Raw genomic sequence first — 18,751 nt, forward strand, 5'->3', positions numbered from 1 at the left:
AGTGCCGCTCGTTGGCGTAGACCCGCGATCGTGGCACGATTGCCGGGTTAACGACCGAGAACCTCCAGACCATGCCGCATACCACCGCGAAGAACCTGTCTCTGATCGCCGCCATCGACCTGGGCTCCAACAGCTTCCACATGGTCGTGGCCAAGGCCCATCACACGGAAATCCGCATCCTCGAAAGGCTTGGAGAAAAGGTTCAGCTCGCCGCCGGCATCGACGATGAGCGCAAGCTCAGCGAAGAAGCCATGCAGCGCGGCCTGGAATGCCTCAAGCGCTTCGCCCAGCTGATCAACGGCATGCCCCAGGGCGCGGTGCGCATCGTCGGCACCAACGCCTTGCGCGAAGCACGCAACCGCAACGAATTCATCCTGCGCGCCGAGGCCATCCTCGGTCATCCGGTCGAGGTCATTTCCGGCCGTGAAGAGGCGCGCCTGATCTACCTGGGCGTGTCCCACACCCTGGCCGACACCCCGGGCAAGCGCCTGGTCGCCGACATCGGCGGCGGCAGTACCGAGTTCATCATCGGCCAGCGCTTCGAGCCGCTGCTGCGCGAAAGCCTGCAGATGGGCTGCGTCAGCTTCACCCAGCGCTACTTCCGCGACGGCAAGATCACCCCGGCGCGCTATGCCCAGGCCTACACCGCCGCGCGCCTGGAGCTGATGAGCATCGAGAACGCCCTGCACCGCCTGACCTGGGACGAAGCCATCGGCTCGTCCGGGACCATCCGCGCCATCGGCGCCGCCATCAAGTCCGGCGGGCTGGGCAACGGCGAGGTCAATGCCGAGGGCCTGGCCTGGGTCAAGCGCAAGCTGTTCAAGCTTGGCGAGACCGACAAGATCGACTTCGAAGGGGTCAAGCCCGATCGCCGGACCATCTTCCCGGCGGGCTTGGCCATCCTCGAGGCGATCTTCGATGCGCTGGAGCTTCAGCGCATGGAACACTGCGACGGTGCCCTGCGCGAAGGCGTGCTGTTCGACCTGCTGGGCCGCCACCATCACGAAGATGTGCGCGAGCGTACCCTGAACTCGCTGATGGAGCGCTACCACGTCGATCAAGGCCAGGCCGCCCGCGTGGAACGCAAGGCGCTGCACGCCTTCGACCAGGTGGCCAAGGCATGGGACCTTGAGGACGGCAACTGGCGCGATCTTCTGGGTTGGGCGGCGAAAGTGCACGAAGTGGGTCTGGATATCGCCCATTACCACTACCACAAGCACGGTGCCTACCTGATCGAGCACTCCGACTTGTCTGGCTTCTCCCGCGAGGACCAGCAGATGATGGCCCTGCTGGTGCGCGGCCATCGCCGCAACATTCCCAAGGACAAGTTCGCCGAGTTCGGCGACGAAGGCATCAAGCTGATCCGCCTGTGCGTGCTGCTGCGCTTCGCTATCCTGTTCCACCATATCCGCGGCAACCAGCAGATGCCGAAAGTGGTGCTGCAGGCCGGCGACGACAGCCTCGAAGTGGTCTTCCCAGGAAACTGGCTGGAAGAAAACCAGCTGACCCAGGCCGACTTCGCCAACGAGGCGGAGTGGCTGGCCCGGGTCGGCTTCGTCCTCAGCGTACGTTGAGGACCGGGTTGCTCAGGCGCTCCAGTAGGGTCGACTGGGCACTGCGCGGGTTCTGGTTGCCGGTCGGGGTGCTGCGCACGTAACGTCCGTCCGGTTGCAGGGTCCAGGCCTGGGTGTTGTCGGTCAGATACCCTTCCAGCTCCTTCTTGACCCGCAGCAACAGCTTCTTGCCTTCCACCGGGAAGCAGGTCTCGACACGCTTGTCGAGGTTGCGCTCCATCCAGTCGGCACTGGACAGGTAGATCTGCTCCTCGCCGCCATTGAGGAAGTAGAACACCCGGGTGTGCTCGAGGAAGCGACCGATGATCGAGCGCACGTGGATGTTGTGCGACACCCCCGGGATGCCCGGACGCAGGCAGCACATGCCACGCACCACCAGGTCGATGCGCACGCCCGACTGGCTGGCCTTGTACAACGCCTTGATGATCTTGGCGTCGGTCAGCGAGTTGAACTTGGCGATGATGTGCGCGGGCTTGCCCTCCAGGGCGAACTGAGTCTCCCGGGCGATCATGTCGAGCATGCCCTTTTTCAGGGTGAAGGGCGCGTGCAGCAACTTCTTCATGCGCAGGGTCTTGCCCATGCCGATCAGCTGGCTGAACAGTTTGCCGACGTCCTCGGTGAGGGCGTCGTCGGAGGTCAGCAGGCTGTAGTCGGTGTACAGGCGGGCGTTGCCGGCGTGGTAGTTGCCGGTACCCAGGTGTGCGTAACGCACGATCTCGCCCTGCTCACGGCGCAGGATCAGCATCATCTTGGCGTGGGTCTTGAAACCGACCACGCCGTAGATCACCACCGCGCCGGCGGCCTGCAGGCGGCTGGCCATCTGCAGGTTGGACTCTTCGTCGAAGCGCGCGCGCAGTTCGATCACCGCGGTGACCTCCTTGCCGTTACGCGCCGCGTCCACCAGGGCGTCGACGATCTCCGAGTTGGCGCCCGAGCGATAGAGCGTCTGGCGCACGGCGAGCACGTGCGGGTCCTTGGCGGCCTGGCGCAACAGGTCGATCACCGGGGTGAACGACTCGAACGGGTGCATCAGCAGCACGTCCTGCTTGCCGATCACGCTGAAGATGTTGTCGGCGTTCACCAGCAGCTTGGGGATTGCCGGGGTGAACGGCGTGTACTGCAGCTCCGGGTGGCTGTCGAGGCCGGTGATGCTGAACAGGCGGGTCAGGTTGACCGGGCCGTTGACCTGGTACAACTCGCTCTCGCTCAGGCTGAACTGCTTGAGCAGGTAGTCGGAGAGGTGTTTCGGGCAGGTATCCGCCACCTCGAGGCGCACCGCATCGCCGTAGCGGCGCGAGAACAGCTCGCCGCGCAGGGCACGGGCCAGGTCGTCGACTTCTTCCGAGTCCAACGCCAGGTCGGCGTTGCGGGTCAGGCGGAACTGGTAGCAGCCCTTGACCTTCATGCCTTGGAACAGGTCGTCGGCGTGGGCGTGGATCATCGACGACAGGAACACATAGTTGTCGCCAGGTCCACCCACGTCCTCCGGCACTCGGATCACCCGCGGCAGCAGGCGCGGCGCCGGGATGATCGCCAGGCCCGAATCGCGGCCGAAGGCATCGACACCCTCGAGCTCGACGATGAAGTTCAGGCTCTTGTTCACCAGCAGCGGGAACGGGTGGGTCGGGTCGAGGCCGATCGGGGTGATGATCGGCGCGATCTCGTCGCGGAAGAAGCGGCGTACCCAGGTCTTGAGCTTGGGCGTCCAGTAGCGCCGACGGATGAAACGAATGGCGTGTTTTTCCAGCTCCGGCAGCAACACGTCGTTGAGGATCGCGTACTGGCGATCCACCTCGAGGTGCACCAGCTCGCTGATGCGCGCCAGCGCCTGATGCGGCTGCAGGCCGTCGGCGCCAGCCTGCTCGCGGGCGAAGTTGATCTGCTTCTTCAGGCCCGCCACGCGGATCTCGAAGAATTCGTCGAGGTTGCTGGAGAAGATCAGCAGGAACTTCAGGCGCTCAAGCAGCGGGTACGATTCGTCCAGCGCCTGCTCCAGCACGCGGATGTTGAACTGCAGCTGCGAGAGCTCGCGATGAATGTACAGGCTGCTGTCGTCCAGGCTCGGCACGGCGATCGCCGGGGCCGGCACAGGCGCTGGTGCCGGAGTGGCTTCGACGACCGGCTCCGGCTCCACTACCGCCGGCAGGTCGGGCGGGGTCTGCACCATCTCTTCGGGCACGGCCTGGGCATCCTTGATTTCGACAGGGGTTAGTACTTCGTTATTCATCTGACGTTCCTGGAGGGCGTTACTGCCCTCTCATCAATTGAGCGGCACGCACGGCGAAATAGGTCAGGATGCCATCAGCGCCTGCCCGTTTGAAAGCAGTGAGGGATTCGAGGATCACGGCCTCGCTCAGCCAGCCATTCTGGATGGCGGCCATGTGCATGGCGTACTCGCCGCTGACCTGGTAGACGAAGGTCGGCACCTTGAACTCGGTCTTCACCCGGTGGACGATGTCCAGGTACGGCATGCCCGGCTTGACCATGACCATGTCGGCGCCTTCGGCGAGGTCGGTGGCCACCTCGTGAAGGGCCTCGTCGCTGTTGGCCGGGTCCATCTGATAGGAAGCCTTGTTGGCCTTGCCCAGGTTCAGCGCCGAGCCGACGGCGTCGCGGAACGGGCCGTAGTAGGCACTGGCGTACTTGGCCGAGTAGGCCATGATGCGCACGTTGACGTGGCCGGCCACTTCGAGGGCCTCGCGGATCGCGCCGAGACGGCCGTCCATCATGTCGGAGGGGGCAACCACTTGCGCGCCGGCCTCGGCATGGGACAGCGCCTGGCGCACCAGGGCGTCGACGGTGATGTCGTTCTGCACGTAACCTTCCTCATCGAGGATGCCGTCCTGACCATGGGTGGTGAACGGGTCCAGGGCCACGTCGGTGATCACCCCCAGCTCCGGGAAGCGGGCACGCAGGGCGCGGGTGGCGCGCTGGGCGATGCCGTCCGGGTTCCAGGCTTCGGCGCCATCGAGAGATTTCTTTTCGGTCGGAGTCACCGGGAACAGCGCCAGCGCCGGAATGCCCAGCTCTACCCAACCCTGTGCGGCTTCCAGCAACAGGTCGATCGACAGGCGCTCGACGCCCGGCATGGACGGCACCTCTTCACGGCGGTTCTCGCCGTCCAGTACGAATACCGGAAGGATCAGGTCATCGACGGTCAGGGTGTTTTCGCGAACCAGGCGACGGGAAAACTCGTCCCGGCGGTTGCGACGCAGGCGGGTGGCAGGAAACAGACGGTTGGCGGGGGTAAAGCTCACGGCAGACTCCTGAGCCCGCGCGGGCGGGCAGCGCGACAGTTATAAGCGGCCATTATGACGCCTGTGTTACATCCTTAGGCAACCCTGCGACTTGTGGCCGCAGTCATTGTCCTTGTAGGAATTGTTCACGTCGAGACACATTTGGACACTTTCCCGAACGCGCCTGAAGGGGTAGGCTGCGCGTTCATTTCGCCAGCACGCCAGAAAATGCTTCAACAATTCCTGAACGATTTCGGCTACTTTGCCCTTTTTCTCGGCACGTTCTTCGAAGGCGAGACGATCCTCGTGCTCGCAGGTTTTCTTGCGTTCCGCGAATACATGGATATCAAGCTGGTGGTCCTGGTGGCCTTCTGTGGCAGCTACGCCGGTGACCAGCTGTGGTACTTCATGGGCCGCCGCCACGGGCGCAAGATCCTCGCCCGCAAGCCTCGCTGGCAGGCTATGGGCGACCGCGCACTGGAACATATCCGCCGCCATCCGGACATCTGGGTGCTGAGCTTCCGCTTCGTCTACGGCCTGCGCACAGTGATGCCGGTGGCCATCGGCCTGTCCGGCTACCCGCCACGCCGCTACCTGCTGCTCAACGGTATCGGCGCCGCGGTCTGGGCCCTGGCCCTGGGCCTGGCGGCCTACCACTTCGGCGCCATCCTCGAAGGCATGCTGGGCAGCATCAAGAAATACGAGCTATGGGTGCTCGGCGGCCTGCTGGTGCTGGGCCTCGCGCTCTGGCTGCGCCGGCGCTTTCGCAATAGCCGCGCCGAGCGCCGCGCGGCGGCTGAGGGCCAGGCCGCCGAGGCTGAGCAGGCTGTAGCCCAGGAGCAGCAACCAGAACAGGGGCGTGACCGGCACTAAGCCCAGCGCGTCGGCCAGGTACAGCGCTGGCGCATTCGACAGCAGGCGCGCCAGCTCCAGGCGCCCTGCCCAGGCCCGGTCTTCCAGCGCAACGCCCAGCACGAACAGCCCGAACGCCATCACCGTCCAGCCCACTGTCAGGGCCGCGGGCGTCACCTGTTCCGCAACCTCCATCAGATAACTGCCCAACGCCACGTAGATCGCGAACTGCACCGTGACGTACAGCTGCTGCGCACCGCCCAGCGGGATCGCGAACTTGCGAAACGCGGCAAGGTCCTGTTTGGCCTGTGGATAAGCAGCGGCCACATCCGCCGGCCGCCAACCGGTGGGCATGAACCAGATACGCAGCTTGTCCCACCAACGGGCCGTTCGCCGGGCGTCGTCCCACAGCTGGGCGTAGAACTGCACGTTGGCCCACAGCGGGTTCCAGCTGGCCAGCGGCGTGGTCACGCCGAAGATCACCGGCTCGCGCTCGTCCTCTTCCTGGAAGGTGCCGAACAGCCGGTCCCAGATTATGAACACCCCGCCGTAGTTGCGATCCAAGTACAGAGGATTCTGCGCATGGTGGACGCGATGGTTGGACGGCGTGATGAAGATCCACTCCAGCCAGCCCAGCTTGGGTACATGGCGGGTGTGCACCCAGAACTGGTACAGCAGGTTCAGCGACGCCACGGTGATGAACACCAGCGGCGGCACGCCCAGCAGCGCCAGCGGCAGGTAGAAGATCCAGGAAAACAGGAAGCCGCTGCTGGTCTGGCGCAGGGCGGTGGTGAGGTTGTACTCCTCGCTCTGGTGGTGCACCGAGTGCGCGGCCCACAAGACATTGCGCTCGTGGCCCAGGCGGTGCAGCCAGTAATAGCAGAGGTCGTAGAGCACGAAGGCGACCAGCCACACCCACCAGGCATCGGCCGGCAGCCGCAACCAGGCCAGGTGCTCCCAGGCCACGGCGTAGGTGACCAACCCTACCCCTTTGGTCAGCAGCCCGGTGCTGGTGGACAGCGCGCCGGTGCTCAGGCTGTTGATCGAGTCGGCAAGCTGGTAGTTGCGCCGCCCGCGCACGCGATCGGCGATCAGCTCCACCGCGATCAGCACGAAGAAGAACGGCACGGCCAGCAGAATCAGGTCCATGAACGGCCACCTCCAAGGTTGTCCACGAAGATTAGGCCCGCGGAAGGGCAAATCCCATGGCTACATCTGCCAAACTAGAGGACATTTAGCGCCTCGACACTGGAGTATTGAGCATGACGAAAAAAGTTGCGGTGATTCTGTCCGGTTGCGGCGTGTACGACGGCGCCGAAATCCACGAAAGCGTGATCACCCTCCTGCGCCTGGACCAGCGCGGCGCCCAGGTGCAGTGCTTCGCGCCGAACATCGCGCAGATGCATGTGATCGACCACCTGACCGGGGAAGAGATGCCCGAGTCGCGCAACGTGCTGGTGGAGTCGGCGCGCATCGCCCGTGGCGAGGTCAAGGACATTCGCGAAGCCAGTGCCTCGGATTTCGACGCCCTGATCGTGCCCGGTGGCTTCGGCGCGGCGAAGAACCTCTCCAACTTCGCCGTCGAAGGCGCCAACTGCACCGTGAACCCGGATGTGCTGGCCCTGGCCGAAGCCTTTGCCGAGGCGGGCAAGCCGGTCGGCCTGATCTGTATCTCGCCCGCCCTGGCGGCGAAGATCTACGGCCCAGGCGTGGTCTGCACCATCGGCAACGACGCCGGCACCAGCGCCGCGGTGGTGAAGATGGGCGGTACCCATGAGGAATGCGATGTGCACGACATCGTCGAGGATACCCAGCGCAAGCTGGTGACCACCCCTGCGTACATGCTGGCCAAGTCGATCAGTGAGGCGGCGGGCGGTATCTACAAGCTGGTGGACCGGGTGCTGGAACTGACCCACGAGAACGACTGACTCGAATCGTGGGAGCGGGCTTGCCCGGCGATGCCCTTGTCGCGGGGCCCGGCTACCGTTTCGCCAGCCGGCCCAGGATCCGGTCCAGGGCATTGGCGAACGCTTGCTTCTCCCGCTCGCCATAGGGCGCCTGGCCGCCGCCGACCTGGCCCTGCTCGCGCAGCTCGGTGAACAGGTTGCGTACCGCCAGGCGATCGCCCATGTTGCGCTCGTCGAACTCGCGGCCACGCGGGTCCAGCGCCGCCACGCCCTTCTTGATCAAACGATCGGCCAGCGGCACGTCGCTGCAGATCACCAGTTCGCCGGGCTCGGCGTTCTCCACCAGATAGTCGTCGGCCGCGTCCATGCCACTGGGCACCACGATCAGCCGCACGCAGGCAAAGGCCGGCTTGATCTGCGGCTGGCCGGCCACCATCACTACTTCGAGCTTGCGCTTGAGGGCGAACTTGACGATCAGGTCCTTGGCCGCCTTGGGGCAGGCGTCGGCATCGATCCATACACGCATGGGATTAATCCTGTACTCCGGGCAGTGGCGTCGTGGGAGCGGGCTTGCCCCGCGATAGCGCCTGAACAGACGGACATTATGCCAGCCCCGGCCTCATCGCGGGGCGGGGCAGCGGTGCGCCGCCCCTTCCCCTCCACGGACTCAGCTGGCTGCCGCCCGGCGCTTCTCAGCCAAGCGGCTGCGCCCATAGAGGAACACGATAGCCAGCAATGCCACTGCCTGCGCACTCAGTGAGTAGAGATCGGCATGGATCCCAAGCCAGTCGAACTCGAAGAACGCCACTGGCCGGGTGCCCAGTACACCGGCCTCCTGCAGCGCCTTGACGCCGTGCCCGGCGAACACCACCGACAACGCGCAGAGCAAAGCCGCGTTGATGCTGAAGAACAACGACAGCGGCAACTTGGCCGAGCCGCGCAGAATCACCCAGGCCAGGCCCACCAGCAGTACCAGCGCCGTGGCACCACCCGCCAGCACCGCCTGATGGCCAGCCGGACCGGCCTGCAGCCACAGGGTCTCGTAGAACAGGATCACCTCGAACAGCTCGCGGTACACCGAGAAGAACGCCAGCACGGCAAAGCCGAAGCGCCCGCCGCCACTGACAAGGCTGCTCTTGATGTAGTCCTGCCAGGCGGCGGCGTGGCGCCGGTCGTGCATCCACACGCCGAGCCACAGCACCATCACCGCGGCGAACAGCGCGGTGCAGCCTTCGAGCAGTTCACGCTGCGCACCACCGACGTCGATCACGTAGGCCGCCAGGGCCCAGGTGGCGAAACCGGCGACCAGCGCCAGGGCCCAACCGACGTTGACGCTGCGCACCGCCGACTGCTGGCCGGTGTTGCGCAGGAAGGCGAGGATCGCCGCCAGCACCAGGATCGCCTCCAGGCCCTCGCGCAGCAGGATCAGCAGGCCGGAGATGTAGCTCAACGACCAGCTCAGGCCATCGCTGCCCAGCAGCTTCGAGGCCTGGTCGAGCTTGACCTTGGCTTCGGCCAGGCGCTGTTCGGCCTGGGCCACCGGCAGGCCGTCCTGCAGCGACTGACGGTAGGCCATCAGCGACTTCTCGGTGTCCTTGCGGGCCTGGGTGTCGATGTTGTCGAGCGAGCTTTCCACCAACTCGAAGCCTTCCAGATAGGCCGCCACCGACAGGTCGTAGGCCTGGTCGTGGTCGCCGGCGCGGTAGGCCGCGAGGCTCTTGTCCAGGGTGCTGGAGGTGTATTCGAGCAACTGCGCCGGGCCACGCTTGACCTGCGGCGGCTGCGCACGCTGGGTGCGGAACGCGGCCACGGCATCCGCGCCTTCGCTGGCGGCGACTTCGGCCGGGGTCTGCCGCGCCAGGTCGGCGATGTTCCAGGTCTTGTCGCCCTTGGCCGCCTGCGGATCGGCGGTGAAGCTGGCGATGTAGGCCGCCACGTCCCAGCGCTGGCGCTCGTCGAGCTGGTCGGCGAACGAGGGCATCTCGGTGCCCTCGATGCCCAGCCCCAGGGTGTTGTACAGGTCGAACAGGCTGAGTTGATCGAGACGCGCGGCATCACGCAGGTTGGCTGGCGCAGGCTCCAGGCCGACGCCGGCCGGGCCGTCGCCCAGGCCAGTGTCGCCGTGGCAGATCGAGCAATTCTGGGCATACAGCGAGGCGCCGCGGGCCGGATCCGGGGTGATCACCGGTGCCTGGCTGACCTCGTAGGCCACCGCCAGGCGTGCACCCAGCTGGCGGGCCTGGCGGGCAACGCCGGCGCCATCCTGACGCTGGTCGATGGCCTGGCGCAGGCTCTGGACGCCCTGCTCCAGCGCGCCGCGTTCGGCGTGCTCGGGCAGCCCCTTGACCAGCTCGGCCAGCACCCCGCTGAATTCCTGTTGCTCGCGGTATTCCCCGTCGTCCACCACCTTGCCGTCGCGCACGGTCGGCGGGTAGTCGGCACCGATGTAATCCAGCAGATGCAACGCCTTGGTCGCCTCGGCCGGCGCTTCGGCCAGCGTCGGGGTGCTGCATAGCGCCAGTACCGGGCCAAGCAGCAGGGCAGGCAGCCAGGCAAGCAGACGGGAACGGGAAATCATGGCCAATCTCGACGGAAATACGAAAGAGAACATTGTTCACTTCCACTCTCCCCCGCTCAAGGCTCACCGGCAGATTTCATGAAAAATCTTGCGACAAATTGACCGGTCGATGGCCTGGAAAGCGGTTTTCCGACTGATGACACCCCTGCAGAAAATGCGAAGCAATTCGCCATCACGCGGCTACTACTTTGGGTATAATCCCGCGCCGCCGTAATAGCCATTAGCAATCAAGGCGCCTCCATCGAGAGGTTCTGGCGATAAAACAGAGGGATCTGCCGCCCCCGCCCACGCGGCCAACCGTTTCAGGGAAAGAAGAAGTCCGATGGTATCCCGCGCCCTCACCTTGGTGACCCTGGTCGCCGCCGTGCAGCTTACCGGCTGCTCGGTGTTCCGCAGCTACGACAGCGAACTGCAGGAGACCAACAAGCAGTTGGCCGCCGGCAACGTCGACGCAGCCCTCGCCCTGCTGGAAAGCAACAACAAGGGCGACAAGAAAGACCTGCTCTACTACTTCGAAAAAGGCGAGCTGCTGCGCTCCAAGGGCGACCTCAAGGGCAGCCAGGACGCCTGGCGCGCCGCCGACAGCGTGGTGTTCCAATGGGAGGAGTCGGTCAAGCTCGACACCGACAAGTACCTGAGCCAGTTCGGCAGCTACCTGGTCAACGACAAGGTCCGTCGCTACGAAGGCTACGACTACGAAAAAGTCATGCTGACCACGCAGATGGCCCTGAACCTGCTGGCGCAGAACGACTTCGACGGCGCCCGCACCGAAATCAAGAAGACCCACGAGCGCGAAGCGATCATCGCCGAGCTGCGCGACAAGGAATACCTCAAGCGCGAGGAAGAGGCCGAGAAGGAAGGCATCAAGACCGAATACAAGGACCTGCAGGGTTATCCGGTCGCCAGCCTCGACGCCCCTGAGGTGGTCGGCCTGAAGAACAGCTACCAGAGCGCCTTCAGCCATTACCTGTCCGGCTATGTCTACGAGGCCCTCGGCGAGAAAGGCCTGGCCGCGCCGGGCTACCGCAAGGCCGCCGAGCTGCGCCCGAATACAGCGCTGCTGGACCAGGCACTGCTGGCGCTGGACAAGAACAGCGCCAAGGCCGGTGAAAGCGACGTGCTGATCGTGGTGCAGACCGGCCTGGCGCCGGCTCGCGATTCGATCCGCATCCCCCTGCCACTGCCGATCCAGGACAACCTGGTGATCACCCCGCTGTCGTTCCCGATCATCAAGGAAGATACCTCCACCGCGCACCTGAGCGAGATCCAGCTCAATGACAAGGCCCTGGCCCTGACCGCGCTCAACAGCACCACCGCCATGTCGCGCCGCGCCCTGCGCGACGACATGCCGGGCATCATCCTGCGCACCAGCGTGCGCGCCATCAGCCGCGGCGTAGCGCAGAAGAACCTGAACCAGAGCAACCCGATGGCCGGGCTGGTGGTGGGCATCGCCTCCACCGTGCTGGAAGGTGCCGATACCCGCACCTGGCGCACCCTGCCCGACGAAACCCAGGTCGCCCGTGTACGCCTCAAGCAGGGCGAACATCACCTGAGCCTGCCGTCGAGCCTCGGCGGTACCCAGGTCACGGTGAAGGTCGATCGCCCCTACCAGGTGGTCAGCCTGCGTGTGGTCGGCAACCGCGTATTCGCTGGCGGCCCGTCCGTCGAAGTCGCCCCGCAGGCCGCAGCCACCGCTGTCGCCAGCCTCAAGTAACCCAAGGATCGATCATGCGCAAGACATGCCTCGCCCTGGCCGCCGTCGCCCTCCTGGCCGGCTGCGCCACCCCGCCCCCTGCCCCGGGCAGCGCCGCCAGCAAGGTGGTGACCATGGGCCAGCTGGATGACATCGAGATCGGCCAGATGCGCGTCGCCCGCGAAAACGGCTACCTCACCGTCAACGTGGCCCTGACCAACAGCAGCCGCAGCAACCAGACCCTGTTCTACCGCTTCGCCTGGCTGGGCGACGATGGTTTCCCGGTGGCCGATGAAGAGAGCTGGAAGGCCTTGCCACTGTATGGCAAGCAGGCCAAGTTCCTGCCCGCCATCGCCCCGACCCCCGCTGCCCGCGACTTCCGCCTCGAAGTCCACACCCGGTAATCCCTTTCAGGAGCACGTTTCATGTTTGCACGCCTTTCCCTCGCCGCCATCGCCATTGCCCTGGTCAGCGGCTGCAGCACCCCATCGCCGGTTCTCGGCGGCAAGAACATCAGCTATGGCGACAGCAAGGCCGTCGAGCTGGTGACCAACGAGTTCGGCTCCACCGACCTGCAGATGATCGCCGAGAGCATGACCCGCTCGCTGGCCCAGTCCGGCGTGCTGCACGGCCGCCCGGTGGTGCAGGTGTACGACGTGAAGAACAAGACCAGCGAGTACATCGATACCCGCGAGATCACCACCTCGATCAAGACCCAGCTGATGAAGTCCGGCGCCGCCCGCTTCGCCAGTGACAACACCGACATGCAGAGCCAGGTCGACCAGCTCAAGCTGCAGAACCAGAGCGGCCTGTACAAGAAGAAGACCGTGGCCAAGACCGGCAACATGATCGCCGCCAAGTACCGCCTGGAAGGCTCGATCAGCTCGATCGTCAAGCGCAGCAGCGACTACAAGGACGTGTTCTACAAGTTCAGCCTGCAACTGATCGACGTGGAAAGCGGCCTGGCCGAGTGGATGGACGAAAAAGAAATCCGCAAGACCACGGAGCGCTGATCGATGCGTGCATGGATGGCAATTATCGGCCTGGCCTGCGCCTTCGGCGCGCAGGCGGCCCCCAAGGTGGCGGTGACCGACCTGGCCTACCAGGCCCAGGTAGAGGAGTACATCCACACCATCAACGCCCAGAGCAGCGGCCAGGCCGGCATGTACCACGCCAGTGGCCAGTCGAGCTACAGCGAGTACGAGAGCCTCAACAGCTACATCGAGCAGACCGAGCTGCGCAAGTTCGGTGGCGACATCAAGGGTGAGATCCTCAAGACCGGCATGTTCCAGCTGGTCCAGGGCCGCCCCTACACCGCCGACTCGAAGGAAGACGTGTACGACGTGATCCGCCGCATCAAGAACGGCGCGTTCAAGGGCGCCGACTACGTGCTGTTCGGCACCCTGTCGGACATCGACTTCCAGCAGGACATCAACTCGCTGGACCACACCGACAGCTACTCGGCAGTGCTGGGCCTGACCGTGGTCGCCGACTTCAGCCTGATCAACACCCGCACCTACGAGATCACCTCGGCGTTTACCGCCATGGGTGAGGGGCAGGACACCAAGCTGGTGAAGGGCCAGGACCGCCGCGTGACGCTGAACCGTCCGCGGGTGGTGCGGGATGTCTCGAAGGCGCTGGGCGAGGATGTGGCGCAGCAGTTGGCCGAACAGTTGGGAGGCTCGGTGCCTGGGCAGGCAAAGCAGCCGCGTGGGCGGGACAACCTGCCGCCGGATGAGCCGGCGCGGGTGCTGAACTAAGCCTCTCCCCCTAGGGAAATTGGGGCTTCATTGGGGTTCGTGGGAGCGGGCTTGCCCCGCGATGGATGGCACCGGCTTCGCCGGTATCGCGGGACACGTCGGGTCGCCGCATCGCCGCTCCCACGCCCTTCCTCAGGGCCTGGTGCTGTCCTTCCAGCCGCCGCCCAGCGCCAGGAACACCCCGATCTGCCCCATCGCCACCTGGCTGTTGGCCGCCGCCAGCTGCGCCCGTACATCGGTGTAGGTGCGCGTCGCCTGCAGGTCGGCCAGGAACGACTCACGCCCTACCTGATAGCGCAGGTGGGTCTGATCCGCCGACTCCTTGGCGGAACGCTCCGCCTCGGCCAGCGCGTCGCGCCGGTCCAGCAGCGCGCTGTACTGCGCCAGGCGGGTCTGGGTCTCGCGGATGGCGTTGAGCACCACCCCGTCGAAATGCGCCAGCGCCGCCTGGGTCGAGGCTTCGGCCATGCGGATGCGCGCGCGGGTGCCGTTGGTGGGGATGTTCCAACTGACCTGCGGGCCGAAGCCCCAGCGGTTGGTGGCCGGCTCGCCGAGGTTGTCGAGGATGCCGATAGTGCCCACCTGGGCGCCGATGCTGATATCCGGGTACAGCGCGCCGGTGGCCACGCCGATGCTGGCGGTTGCCGCCGCCAACTGGCGTTCGGCCTGGCGTACATCCGGGCGGCGCTTGAGCAAGGCCGCGCCATCACCGACCGGGACCAGTTGCGACAGCTGCGGCAGCTCGGCGCAATCGGCGGTGCCGGCAGGTAATTGTTCGACAGGCTTGGCCAGCAGCGCGGCCAAGGTGTAGAGGCCCGCCTCGCGCTCGGCCTTGAAGCGCGGCAACTCGGCGCGCAAGGACTTGAACTGGGTCTGCGACCGGGTAACCTGGCTCTCGTCGCCACGCCCGGCGTCGCGCAGCCGCTGAGTCAATTGCACGCTCTGCTGCTGCAGGTCCAGCGACTCGCGGGCGATGTGGTATTCCTCGTTGGCCGAGCACACCTGGGTATAGGCCTTGACCACATCGGCCACCAGGGTGATGCGCGCCGTATCGGCGGCGGCCTGCACCGCATCGGCATTGGCCTTGGCGGCCTCGGTGCCGCGCTTGAAGGTGCCCCACAGGTCGAACTGGTAGCTGGCGCTGATGATCGCCTCGCCAATGTTGGCCACCGGCACTTTCTCCGGCAGCAGGAACGCTTCGCCGGACTCCTGCAGGCGCTGGGCACCCAGCTTGACGCCACCATTGAAGCCACCCTGCGACTCGGCCACCTCCACCTGGGCGCGGGCCTTGGCGATGTTGGCGGCCACCACGCGCAGCTCGGTGTTGGCGCCGAGCGCCTCGCGCACCAGCTGGTTGAGCCTTTGATCCTGATACAGCTGCCACCAGTCCTCGGGCACCGGCGCCGACACCACGCTGTCGGTGTCCTGGCGCAGCGGGCCGTTGAGGTCGCCACGCTGCACGGCGGCCTCCTTGGGCAGCTCGTAGTCCGGGCCGACCATCATGCAGGCGCCGAGGGACAGGCACAGTCCCGCCAGGATCAGCTGTTTCATGGGCGTTGGCCCTCGATGATCGACACCGTGGCGGTGCGCCCGGCAATCATGCGAAAGTCCGCCGGCACTTCGTCGAAGGTGATGCGTACCGGAATGCGCTGGGCCAGGCGCACCCAACTGAACGCCGGGTTGACGTTGGGCAGCAGGTTGGCGCCGCTGCTGCGGTCGCGGTCCTCGATACCGGCGGACAGGCTCTGCACTCGGCCGCGCAGGCGGGTGGGGTCGCCCATCACGCGGATATCCACGGCGTCGCCGATGTGGATACCACCGAGCTTGGTTTCCTCGAAATAGCCATCGACGTGGTACGAGGCACTGTCGACCACCGACAGCACCGGGCGCCCGGCGCTGACGAACTCGTGGGCGCGCGGGGCGCGATCGTTGAGGTAGCCATCCACCGGGCTGCGCACCACCGAGCGGTCGAGGTTGAGCTGGGCGACGTCCACCTGCACCTGGGCCTCGCTGACCGCCGAACGGGCGCGGGCCTCGCGGGACTGACTCTCTTCCAGTTGTTCGGCCGCCACCAGGTTGCCCAGCTTGCGGTTGCGTTGCGCCTCGCGGGAGGCCTGGGCCAGGGTCTCCTGGCGCTCGGCCAGGGTTGCCTTGGCCTGGCGCAGGGCCAGGGTGAAACGGTCCTGGTCGATGGTGAACAGCACGTCACCGCGCTTGATGGTCTGGTTGTCACGCACCTCGACCTGCTGGATCAGCCCGGAAACATCCGGGGCGATCTGGATCACGTCGGCGCGGATATGACCGTCGCGGGTCCAGGGGGCGAACATGTAGTACACCACCATCTGCCACACGAGCACGGCGGCGAAGGTCACTACCAGCAGGGTCAGGACCACGCGGCCCAGGGTCAGCAAAGGTTTTTTCATGGCAGCATCAGGCTTCGGCAAAAGTGGTCCACCGCGCCTAGCAGCACGGCATACAGGGCAATGTTGAACAGCGCCCGGTGCCAGACCAGGCGGTAGAAATGCAGGCGCACCAGCACCGCGTGCACGCCCAGATACAACAGGTAGGTGCCAAACATCATCACCAGCAGCGTGGGCAGGAACACCCCGCTGATATCCAGTTCACCGATCACAGGGGTGCTCCGTCGAGGCCCGGGGGCAGTTGCGTTTGTTCGGCGGGCTCAAGCATTACCTCGACACCTGGCAGCAGCGCCAGGCGCAAACCGGCCAGGGCGTGCAGCAGGTGGGTACGGGCATCGCCGCGCTCGTAAAGCTCATCGAGGTTCAGCGCCAGGCGCGCGCGCTCCATGTTGCGCAGCAGCGCCGCCGGGGCATGCAGGCGCTCGCCGGCGCGCAGGCAGGCGGCGTAGTGCGCGCCGACTTCCTCGATCACCGTCTGCAAGCGCTCGCGAGCCTGAGCGCCGGCGCGGGGCATGTACGCCAGCAGGTCGAGCAGGTTCAGGCCCACGCGCAGGTCGCGCAGGGCCACGCCGCTGTCCTGGCCGGTCTGCGACAAGCGTGGCAGGTGCTGCATCAGGCGGTCGAGCATCTGCACGCCGACCTGACGCTGCTCGGCCAGGGTGGCCGGCGCGGTCATCTCGACGATGTCGCGCCAGGCGAAGCGGGTCATGCGCTTGGCCGCCAGTTCCACGCCGAACGGGCGTACCACCAGGGTCCAGATGAAGGCGAACAGCAGGCCCACGGGGCCGGCCAGGTTGGCGTTGATGAAGGTGAAGAAGTCGGCGTCGTAGGCGCCCTGGATGCTGATGAAGGTCGAGGTGTTGACGATGGTCAGCAAGGTGCCGAGGTAGAAACGCGGCTGCACGGTCAGGGTGCCGACGCAGATGAACGGCACAGCGAAGGCCAGCACCAGCATGGCGAAATCGTGCAGGTTGGGCAGCACCAGGAACAGGTACAGGCTGGAGAAGATTACCGACATCAGGGTCCAGAAGAAGAACCGGTAGATCTGCGGCGCCGGGTCGTCCATGGCGGCGAAGAAACTGCACGACACCGCGGCGAGAATCACCGCGCTGGCGCCGTCGTTCCAGCCCAGGCCGATCCACAGGCCGCAGGCGACGACGATGGCGGTGACGGTGGAAAACACCGAGTAGAGCATCAGGCCTCGGTCGAAAAACGGTGTCAGTCGCCCCAGGCGCCAGTGACGGTAGACTGCGCGCCAGGGCGTGGCGTCGTCCTTGCGCAGGGCGTGCTGCAGGGTGCAGCAGTCCTGCCAGAGGTCGACCCATTCGGTCAGGCGATAGAGGGCGTTGGACAGCAGCAGCTCGGCGCGCTGGTCGAGGGCGGCGGCGCCCGGCTGCAGGCGGTCAATCTGCTCGTGCAGGGCGGTCCAGCGTGCCACCGAGGCGCTGTCGGCGGTGCCTTCGAGCCATCCACGGGCGCTGTCCAGCACCGGTTGCAGCAGGGCGAACTGCGCCGGGGCGCGACCCTCAAGAGCGATCAGGGCATCGTCGAGCGCGTCGATCACAGGTAGCAGATGGATCATGCGCCCGCGCAGTTCGCGGGCGTTCTTCAAGGTATGCGGGCCGGCGCCTTCATGGCCGAGCTGGCCGATCATCAGCTCCAGCGAGTTGAAGGTGGCGACCATCGCGCCGCGCATGCCGCCGACCTTGTCGGCGCTGGCTGCGCGGGCCAGGTAGGTGTCGCAGTAGCGGATCGCCTCGCCGAACCAGCTGCCGGTGGCGCCGACCACCACGGGCGCCAGCCGGCGCGGCCAGAACACCGCGCCAACCACCGCCGCACAGACGATCCCGAGGCAGATCTCCTGGGCCCGGGACGAGGCCACGTCGAACACCGCCAGCGGGTTGTCGACCACCGCCAACGCGATCATCGGCAGGGTATAACCGGCCAGCATCAGCACGTAGTTGTTGGCCGTGCGCAGGTTCAGCGAGAGAAACAGCAACGTGCCGGTCCACAGGGCGATGGCGATGCTCAGCAGCAGCGGCGACTGCACCAGCGGTGGCACCAGCAGGATCGCCCCGCCAGCGCCCAGCAAGGTGCCCAGGGCGCGGTACAACGCCTTGGAGGTGGTCGGGCCGAGGAATGGGCTGGAGACGATATAGACCGTGGCCATGGCCCAGTACGGGCGTGGCAGCTGCATCAGCAGGGCGATGTACAGGGCGATCATCGACGCGGCGAAGGTGCGCACGCCGTAGAACCAGTCGCGGGCCGGCGGCACCGAGCTGAAGAAGCCATTCATGGCTGCATGCCTGCCTGTTCGAAGGCGTGGATGACCCGCAGGGTGGCCTCCAGGTCGGCCTGATCGATGCCGGCGAGGACTTCGCGGCGCAAGCGGACCAGCTCACCCTCGATGGACTCGGCCAGGGCGCGGCCCTCGGCGGTGAGGCTCAGCGCCTTGGCACGACGGTCCAGCGGGTCCTCGCTGCGGCACACCAGGCCAGCCTTGCACAGTTGGTCGAGCAGACGCACCAGCGACGGGCTTTCCAACCCGGCCGCCTGGGCCACCGCCACCTGATGCACGCCATCGCCCAGGCGCACGATCATCAGCAAGGGGACGGCGCAGGCTTCGGAAATGCCGTAGCCGGTCAGGGCGCCCTGGCACAGGCGACGCCAGTGCCGGGCGGCCACAACCATGCCGCTGCTGATTTTCAGGTGCAGTGCGTCGAGGGACATG

The 18,751-nt window shown here is 65.9% G+C and carries 16 protein-coding genes and 1 pseudogene; 7 read left to right on the forward strand and 10 right to left on the reverse strand.

The annotated features are described in order from the left end of the window. The first annotated feature begins 71 nt into the window (after nucleotides 1-71). Nucleotides 72-1,574: an exopolyphosphatase gene (gene ppx, locus ABZO33_RS14095; RefSeq protein ID WP_414536529.1), complete on the forward strand. Its 1,503-nt coding sequence runs from the start codon at nucleotides 72-74 to the stop codon at nucleotides 1,572-1,574. Here the strand turns inward: ppx and ppk1 are convergent. After that, a complete protein-coding gene (gene ppk1, locus ABZO33_RS14100) occupies nucleotides 1,561-3,741 on the reverse strand; it encodes a polyphosphate kinase 1 (RefSeq protein ID WP_414536557.1) in 2,181 nt (726 codons plus the stop codon). The two genes, ppx and ppk1, sit on opposite strands and share 14 nt — an antisense overlap. A gap of 79 nt (nucleotides 3,742-3,820) precedes the next feature. Next, entirely contained in the window at nucleotides 3,821-4,831 is a 1,011-nt protein-coding gene (hemB, locus tag ABZO33_RS14105; RefSeq protein WP_186660580.1) for a porphobilinogen synthase, read from the reverse strand. A 207-nt stretch (nucleotides 4,832-5,038) separates the two neighbouring features. Here hemB and ABZO33_RS14110 point away from each other — a divergent pair, with 207 nt between their 5' ends. Next, nucleotides 5,039-5,683: a DedA family protein gene (locus ABZO33_RS14110; RefSeq protein ID WP_414536530.1), complete on the forward strand. Its 645-nt coding sequence runs from the start codon at nucleotides 5,039-5,041 to the stop codon at nucleotides 5,681-5,683. 501 nt (nucleotides 5,684-6,184) lie between these two features. Here the strand turns inward: ABZO33_RS14110 and ABZO33_RS14115 are convergent. Further along, nucleotides 6,185-6,811: pseudogene (locus ABZO33_RS14115) on the reverse strand (sterol desaturase family protein); the annotation flags it as partial. Between the two features lie 113 nt (nucleotides 6,812-6,924). Here ABZO33_RS14115 and elbB point away from each other — a divergent pair. After that, on the forward strand, nucleotides 6,925-7,590 hold the full coding sequence (gene elbB, locus ABZO33_RS14120; protein WP_414536531.1) for an isoprenoid biosynthesis glyoxalase ElbB: 666 nt from the start codon (nucleotides 6,925-6,927) through the stop codon (nucleotides 7,588-7,590). A gap of 52 nt (nucleotides 7,591-7,642) precedes the next feature. Here the strand turns inward: elbB and ABZO33_RS14125 are convergent, their stop codons facing one another. Continuing rightward, nucleotides 7,643-8,095 (reverse strand): YaiI/YqxD family protein, encoded by a 453-nt coding sequence (locus ABZO33_RS14125; protein ID WP_414536532.1) that lies wholly within the window; start codon nucleotides 8,093-8,095, stop codon nucleotides 7,643-7,645. A gap of 141 nt (nucleotides 8,096-8,236) precedes the next feature. Continuing rightward, nucleotides 8,237-10,180: an FTR1 family protein gene (locus ABZO33_RS14130; protein WP_414536533.1), complete on the reverse strand. Its 1,944-nt coding sequence runs from the start codon at nucleotides 10,178-10,180 to the stop codon at nucleotides 8,237-8,239. A gap of 289 nt (nucleotides 10,181-10,469) precedes the next feature. On the opposite strand from ABZO33_RS14130, the gene ABZO33_RS14135 reads away from it, so the two are divergent. Genes ABZO33_RS14135 through ABZO33_RS14150 form a run of 4 tightly spaced genes read left to right on the forward strand, consistent with a single transcriptional unit; the run spans nucleotide 10,470 to nucleotide 13,600 of the window. Further along, on the forward strand, nucleotides 10,470-11,861 hold the full coding sequence (locus tag ABZO33_RS14135) for a COG3014 family protein (RefSeq protein WP_414536534.1): 1,392 nt from the start codon (nucleotides 10,470-10,472) through the stop codon (nucleotides 11,859-11,861). A gap of 14 nt (nucleotides 11,862-11,875) precedes the next feature. After that, the gene (locus tag ABZO33_RS14140; RefSeq protein ID WP_414536535.1) at nucleotides 11,876-12,244 is read left to right on the forward strand and encodes a YcfL family protein; all 369 of its coding nucleotides are present in this window, start codon (nucleotides 11,876-11,878) and stop codon (nucleotides 12,242-12,244) included. A gap of 21 nt (nucleotides 12,245-12,265) precedes the next feature. Then, the gene (gene lpoB, locus ABZO33_RS14145; protein WP_028689243.1) at nucleotides 12,266-12,853 is read left to right on the forward strand and encodes a penicillin-binding protein activator LpoB; all 588 of its coding nucleotides are present in this window, start codon (nucleotides 12,266-12,268) and stop codon (nucleotides 12,851-12,853) included. A gap of 3 nt (nucleotides 12,854-12,856) precedes the next feature. Continuing rightward, complete coding sequence (locus ABZO33_RS14150) at nucleotides 12,857-13,600, forward strand: penicillin-binding protein activator LpoB (RefSeq protein WP_414536536.1); 744 nt, start codon at nucleotides 12,857-12,859, stop codon at nucleotides 13,598-13,600. A gap of 132 nt (nucleotides 13,601-13,732) precedes the next feature. Here ABZO33_RS14150 and ABZO33_RS14155 read toward each other — a convergent pair whose 3' ends face one another. The 5 genes from ABZO33_RS14155 to ABZO33_RS14175 are packed head-to-tail and all read right to left on the reverse strand — an operon-like array spanning nucleotide 13,733 to nucleotide 18,750. Then, complete coding sequence (locus ABZO33_RS14155; protein WP_414536537.1) at nucleotides 13,733-15,151, reverse strand: efflux transporter outer membrane subunit; 1,419 nt, start codon at nucleotides 15,149-15,151, stop codon at nucleotides 13,733-13,735. After that, nucleotides 15,148-16,023 (reverse strand): efflux RND transporter periplasmic adaptor subunit, encoded by an 876-nt coding sequence (locus ABZO33_RS14160; RefSeq protein ID WP_414536538.1) that lies wholly within the window; start codon nucleotides 16,021-16,023, stop codon nucleotides 15,148-15,150. The genes ABZO33_RS14155 and ABZO33_RS14160 overlap by 4 nt, the downstream gene beginning before the upstream one ends. Next, nucleotides 16,020-16,232, reverse strand: coding sequence for a DUF1656 domain-containing protein (locus ABZO33_RS14165; protein ID WP_414536539.1), 213 nt, complete (start codon nucleotides 16,230-16,232; stop codon nucleotides 16,020-16,022). The genes ABZO33_RS14160 and ABZO33_RS14165 overlap by 4 nt, the downstream gene beginning before the upstream one ends. Next, the gene (locus tag ABZO33_RS14170; RefSeq protein WP_414536540.1) at nucleotides 16,229-18,316 is read right to left on the reverse strand and encodes an FUSC family protein; all 2,088 of its coding nucleotides are present in this window, start codon (nucleotides 18,314-18,316) and stop codon (nucleotides 16,229-16,231) included. The genes ABZO33_RS14165 and ABZO33_RS14170 overlap by 4 nt, the downstream gene beginning before the upstream one ends. Next, nucleotides 18,313-18,750 (reverse strand): MarR family winged helix-turn-helix transcriptional regulator, encoded by a 438-nt coding sequence (locus ABZO33_RS14175; protein WP_414536541.1) that lies wholly within the window; start codon nucleotides 18,748-18,750, stop codon nucleotides 18,313-18,315. Before ABZO33_RS14175 ends, ABZO33_RS14170 begins: the two co-directional genes overlap by 4 nt. Nucleotide 18,751: the final 1 nt, after the last annotated feature.

Origin of the sequence: Pseudomonas sp. CAM1A, assembly GCF_047501685.1 — a bacterium.
In the GTDB taxonomy this organism is placed as follows: domain Bacteria; phylum Pseudomonadota; class Gammaproteobacteria; order Pseudomonadales; family Pseudomonadaceae; genus Aquipseudomonas.

Bases quoted from the DNA above. Each gene is read 5' to 3' on its own strand.
- ppx (WP_414536529.1), top strand. From the start codon at position 72: ATGCCGCATACCACCGCGAAGAACCTGTCTCTGATCGCCGCCATCGAC.
- ppk1 (WP_414536557.1), bottom strand. From the start codon at position 3,741: ATGGTGCAGACCCCGCCCGACCTGCCGGCGGTAGTGGAGCCGGAGCCG.
- ABZO33_RS14110 (WP_414536530.1), top strand. From the start codon at position 5,039: ATGCTTCAACAATTCCTGAACGATTTCGGCTACTTTGCCCTTTTTCTC.
- elbB (WP_414536531.1), top strand. From the start codon at position 6,925: ATGACGAAAAAAGTTGCGGTGATTCTGTCCGGTTGCGGCGTGTACGAC.
- ABZO33_RS14125 (WP_414536532.1), bottom strand. From the start codon at position 8,095: ATGCGTGTATGGATCGATGCCGACGCCTGCCCCAAGGCGGCCAAGGAC.
- ABZO33_RS14130 (WP_414536533.1), bottom strand. From the start codon at position 10,180: ATGTTCTCTTTCGTATTTCCGTCGAGATTGGCCATGATTTCCCGTTCC.
- ABZO33_RS14135 (WP_414536534.1), top strand. From the start codon at position 10,470: ATGGTATCCCGCGCCCTCACCTTGGTGACCCTGGTCGCCGCCGTGCAG.
- ABZO33_RS14140 (WP_414536535.1), top strand. From the start codon at position 11,876: ATGCGCAAGACATGCCTCGCCCTGGCCGCCGTCGCCCTCCTGGCCGGC.
- lpoB (WP_028689243.1), top strand. From the start codon at position 12,266: ATGTTTGCACGCCTTTCCCTCGCCGCCATCGCCATTGCCCTGGTCAGC.
- ABZO33_RS14150 (WP_414536536.1), top strand. From the start codon at position 12,857: ATGCGTGCATGGATGGCAATTATCGGCCTGGCCTGCGCCTTCGGCGCG.
- ABZO33_RS14155 (WP_414536537.1), bottom strand. From the start codon at position 15,151: ATGAAACAGCTGATCCTGGCGGGACTGTGCCTGTCCCTCGGCGCCTGC.
- ABZO33_RS14160 (WP_414536538.1), bottom strand. From the start codon at position 16,023: ATGAAAAAACCTTTGCTGACCCTGGGCCGCGTGGTCCTGACCCTGCTG.
- ABZO33_RS14170 (WP_414536540.1), bottom strand. From the start codon at position 18,316: ATGAATGGCTTCTTCAGCTCGGTGCCGCCGGCCCGCGACTGGTTCTAC.
- ABZO33_RS14175 (WP_414536541.1), bottom strand. From the start codon at position 18,750: ATGTCCCTCGACGCACTGCACCTGAAAATCAGCAGCGGCATGGTTGTG.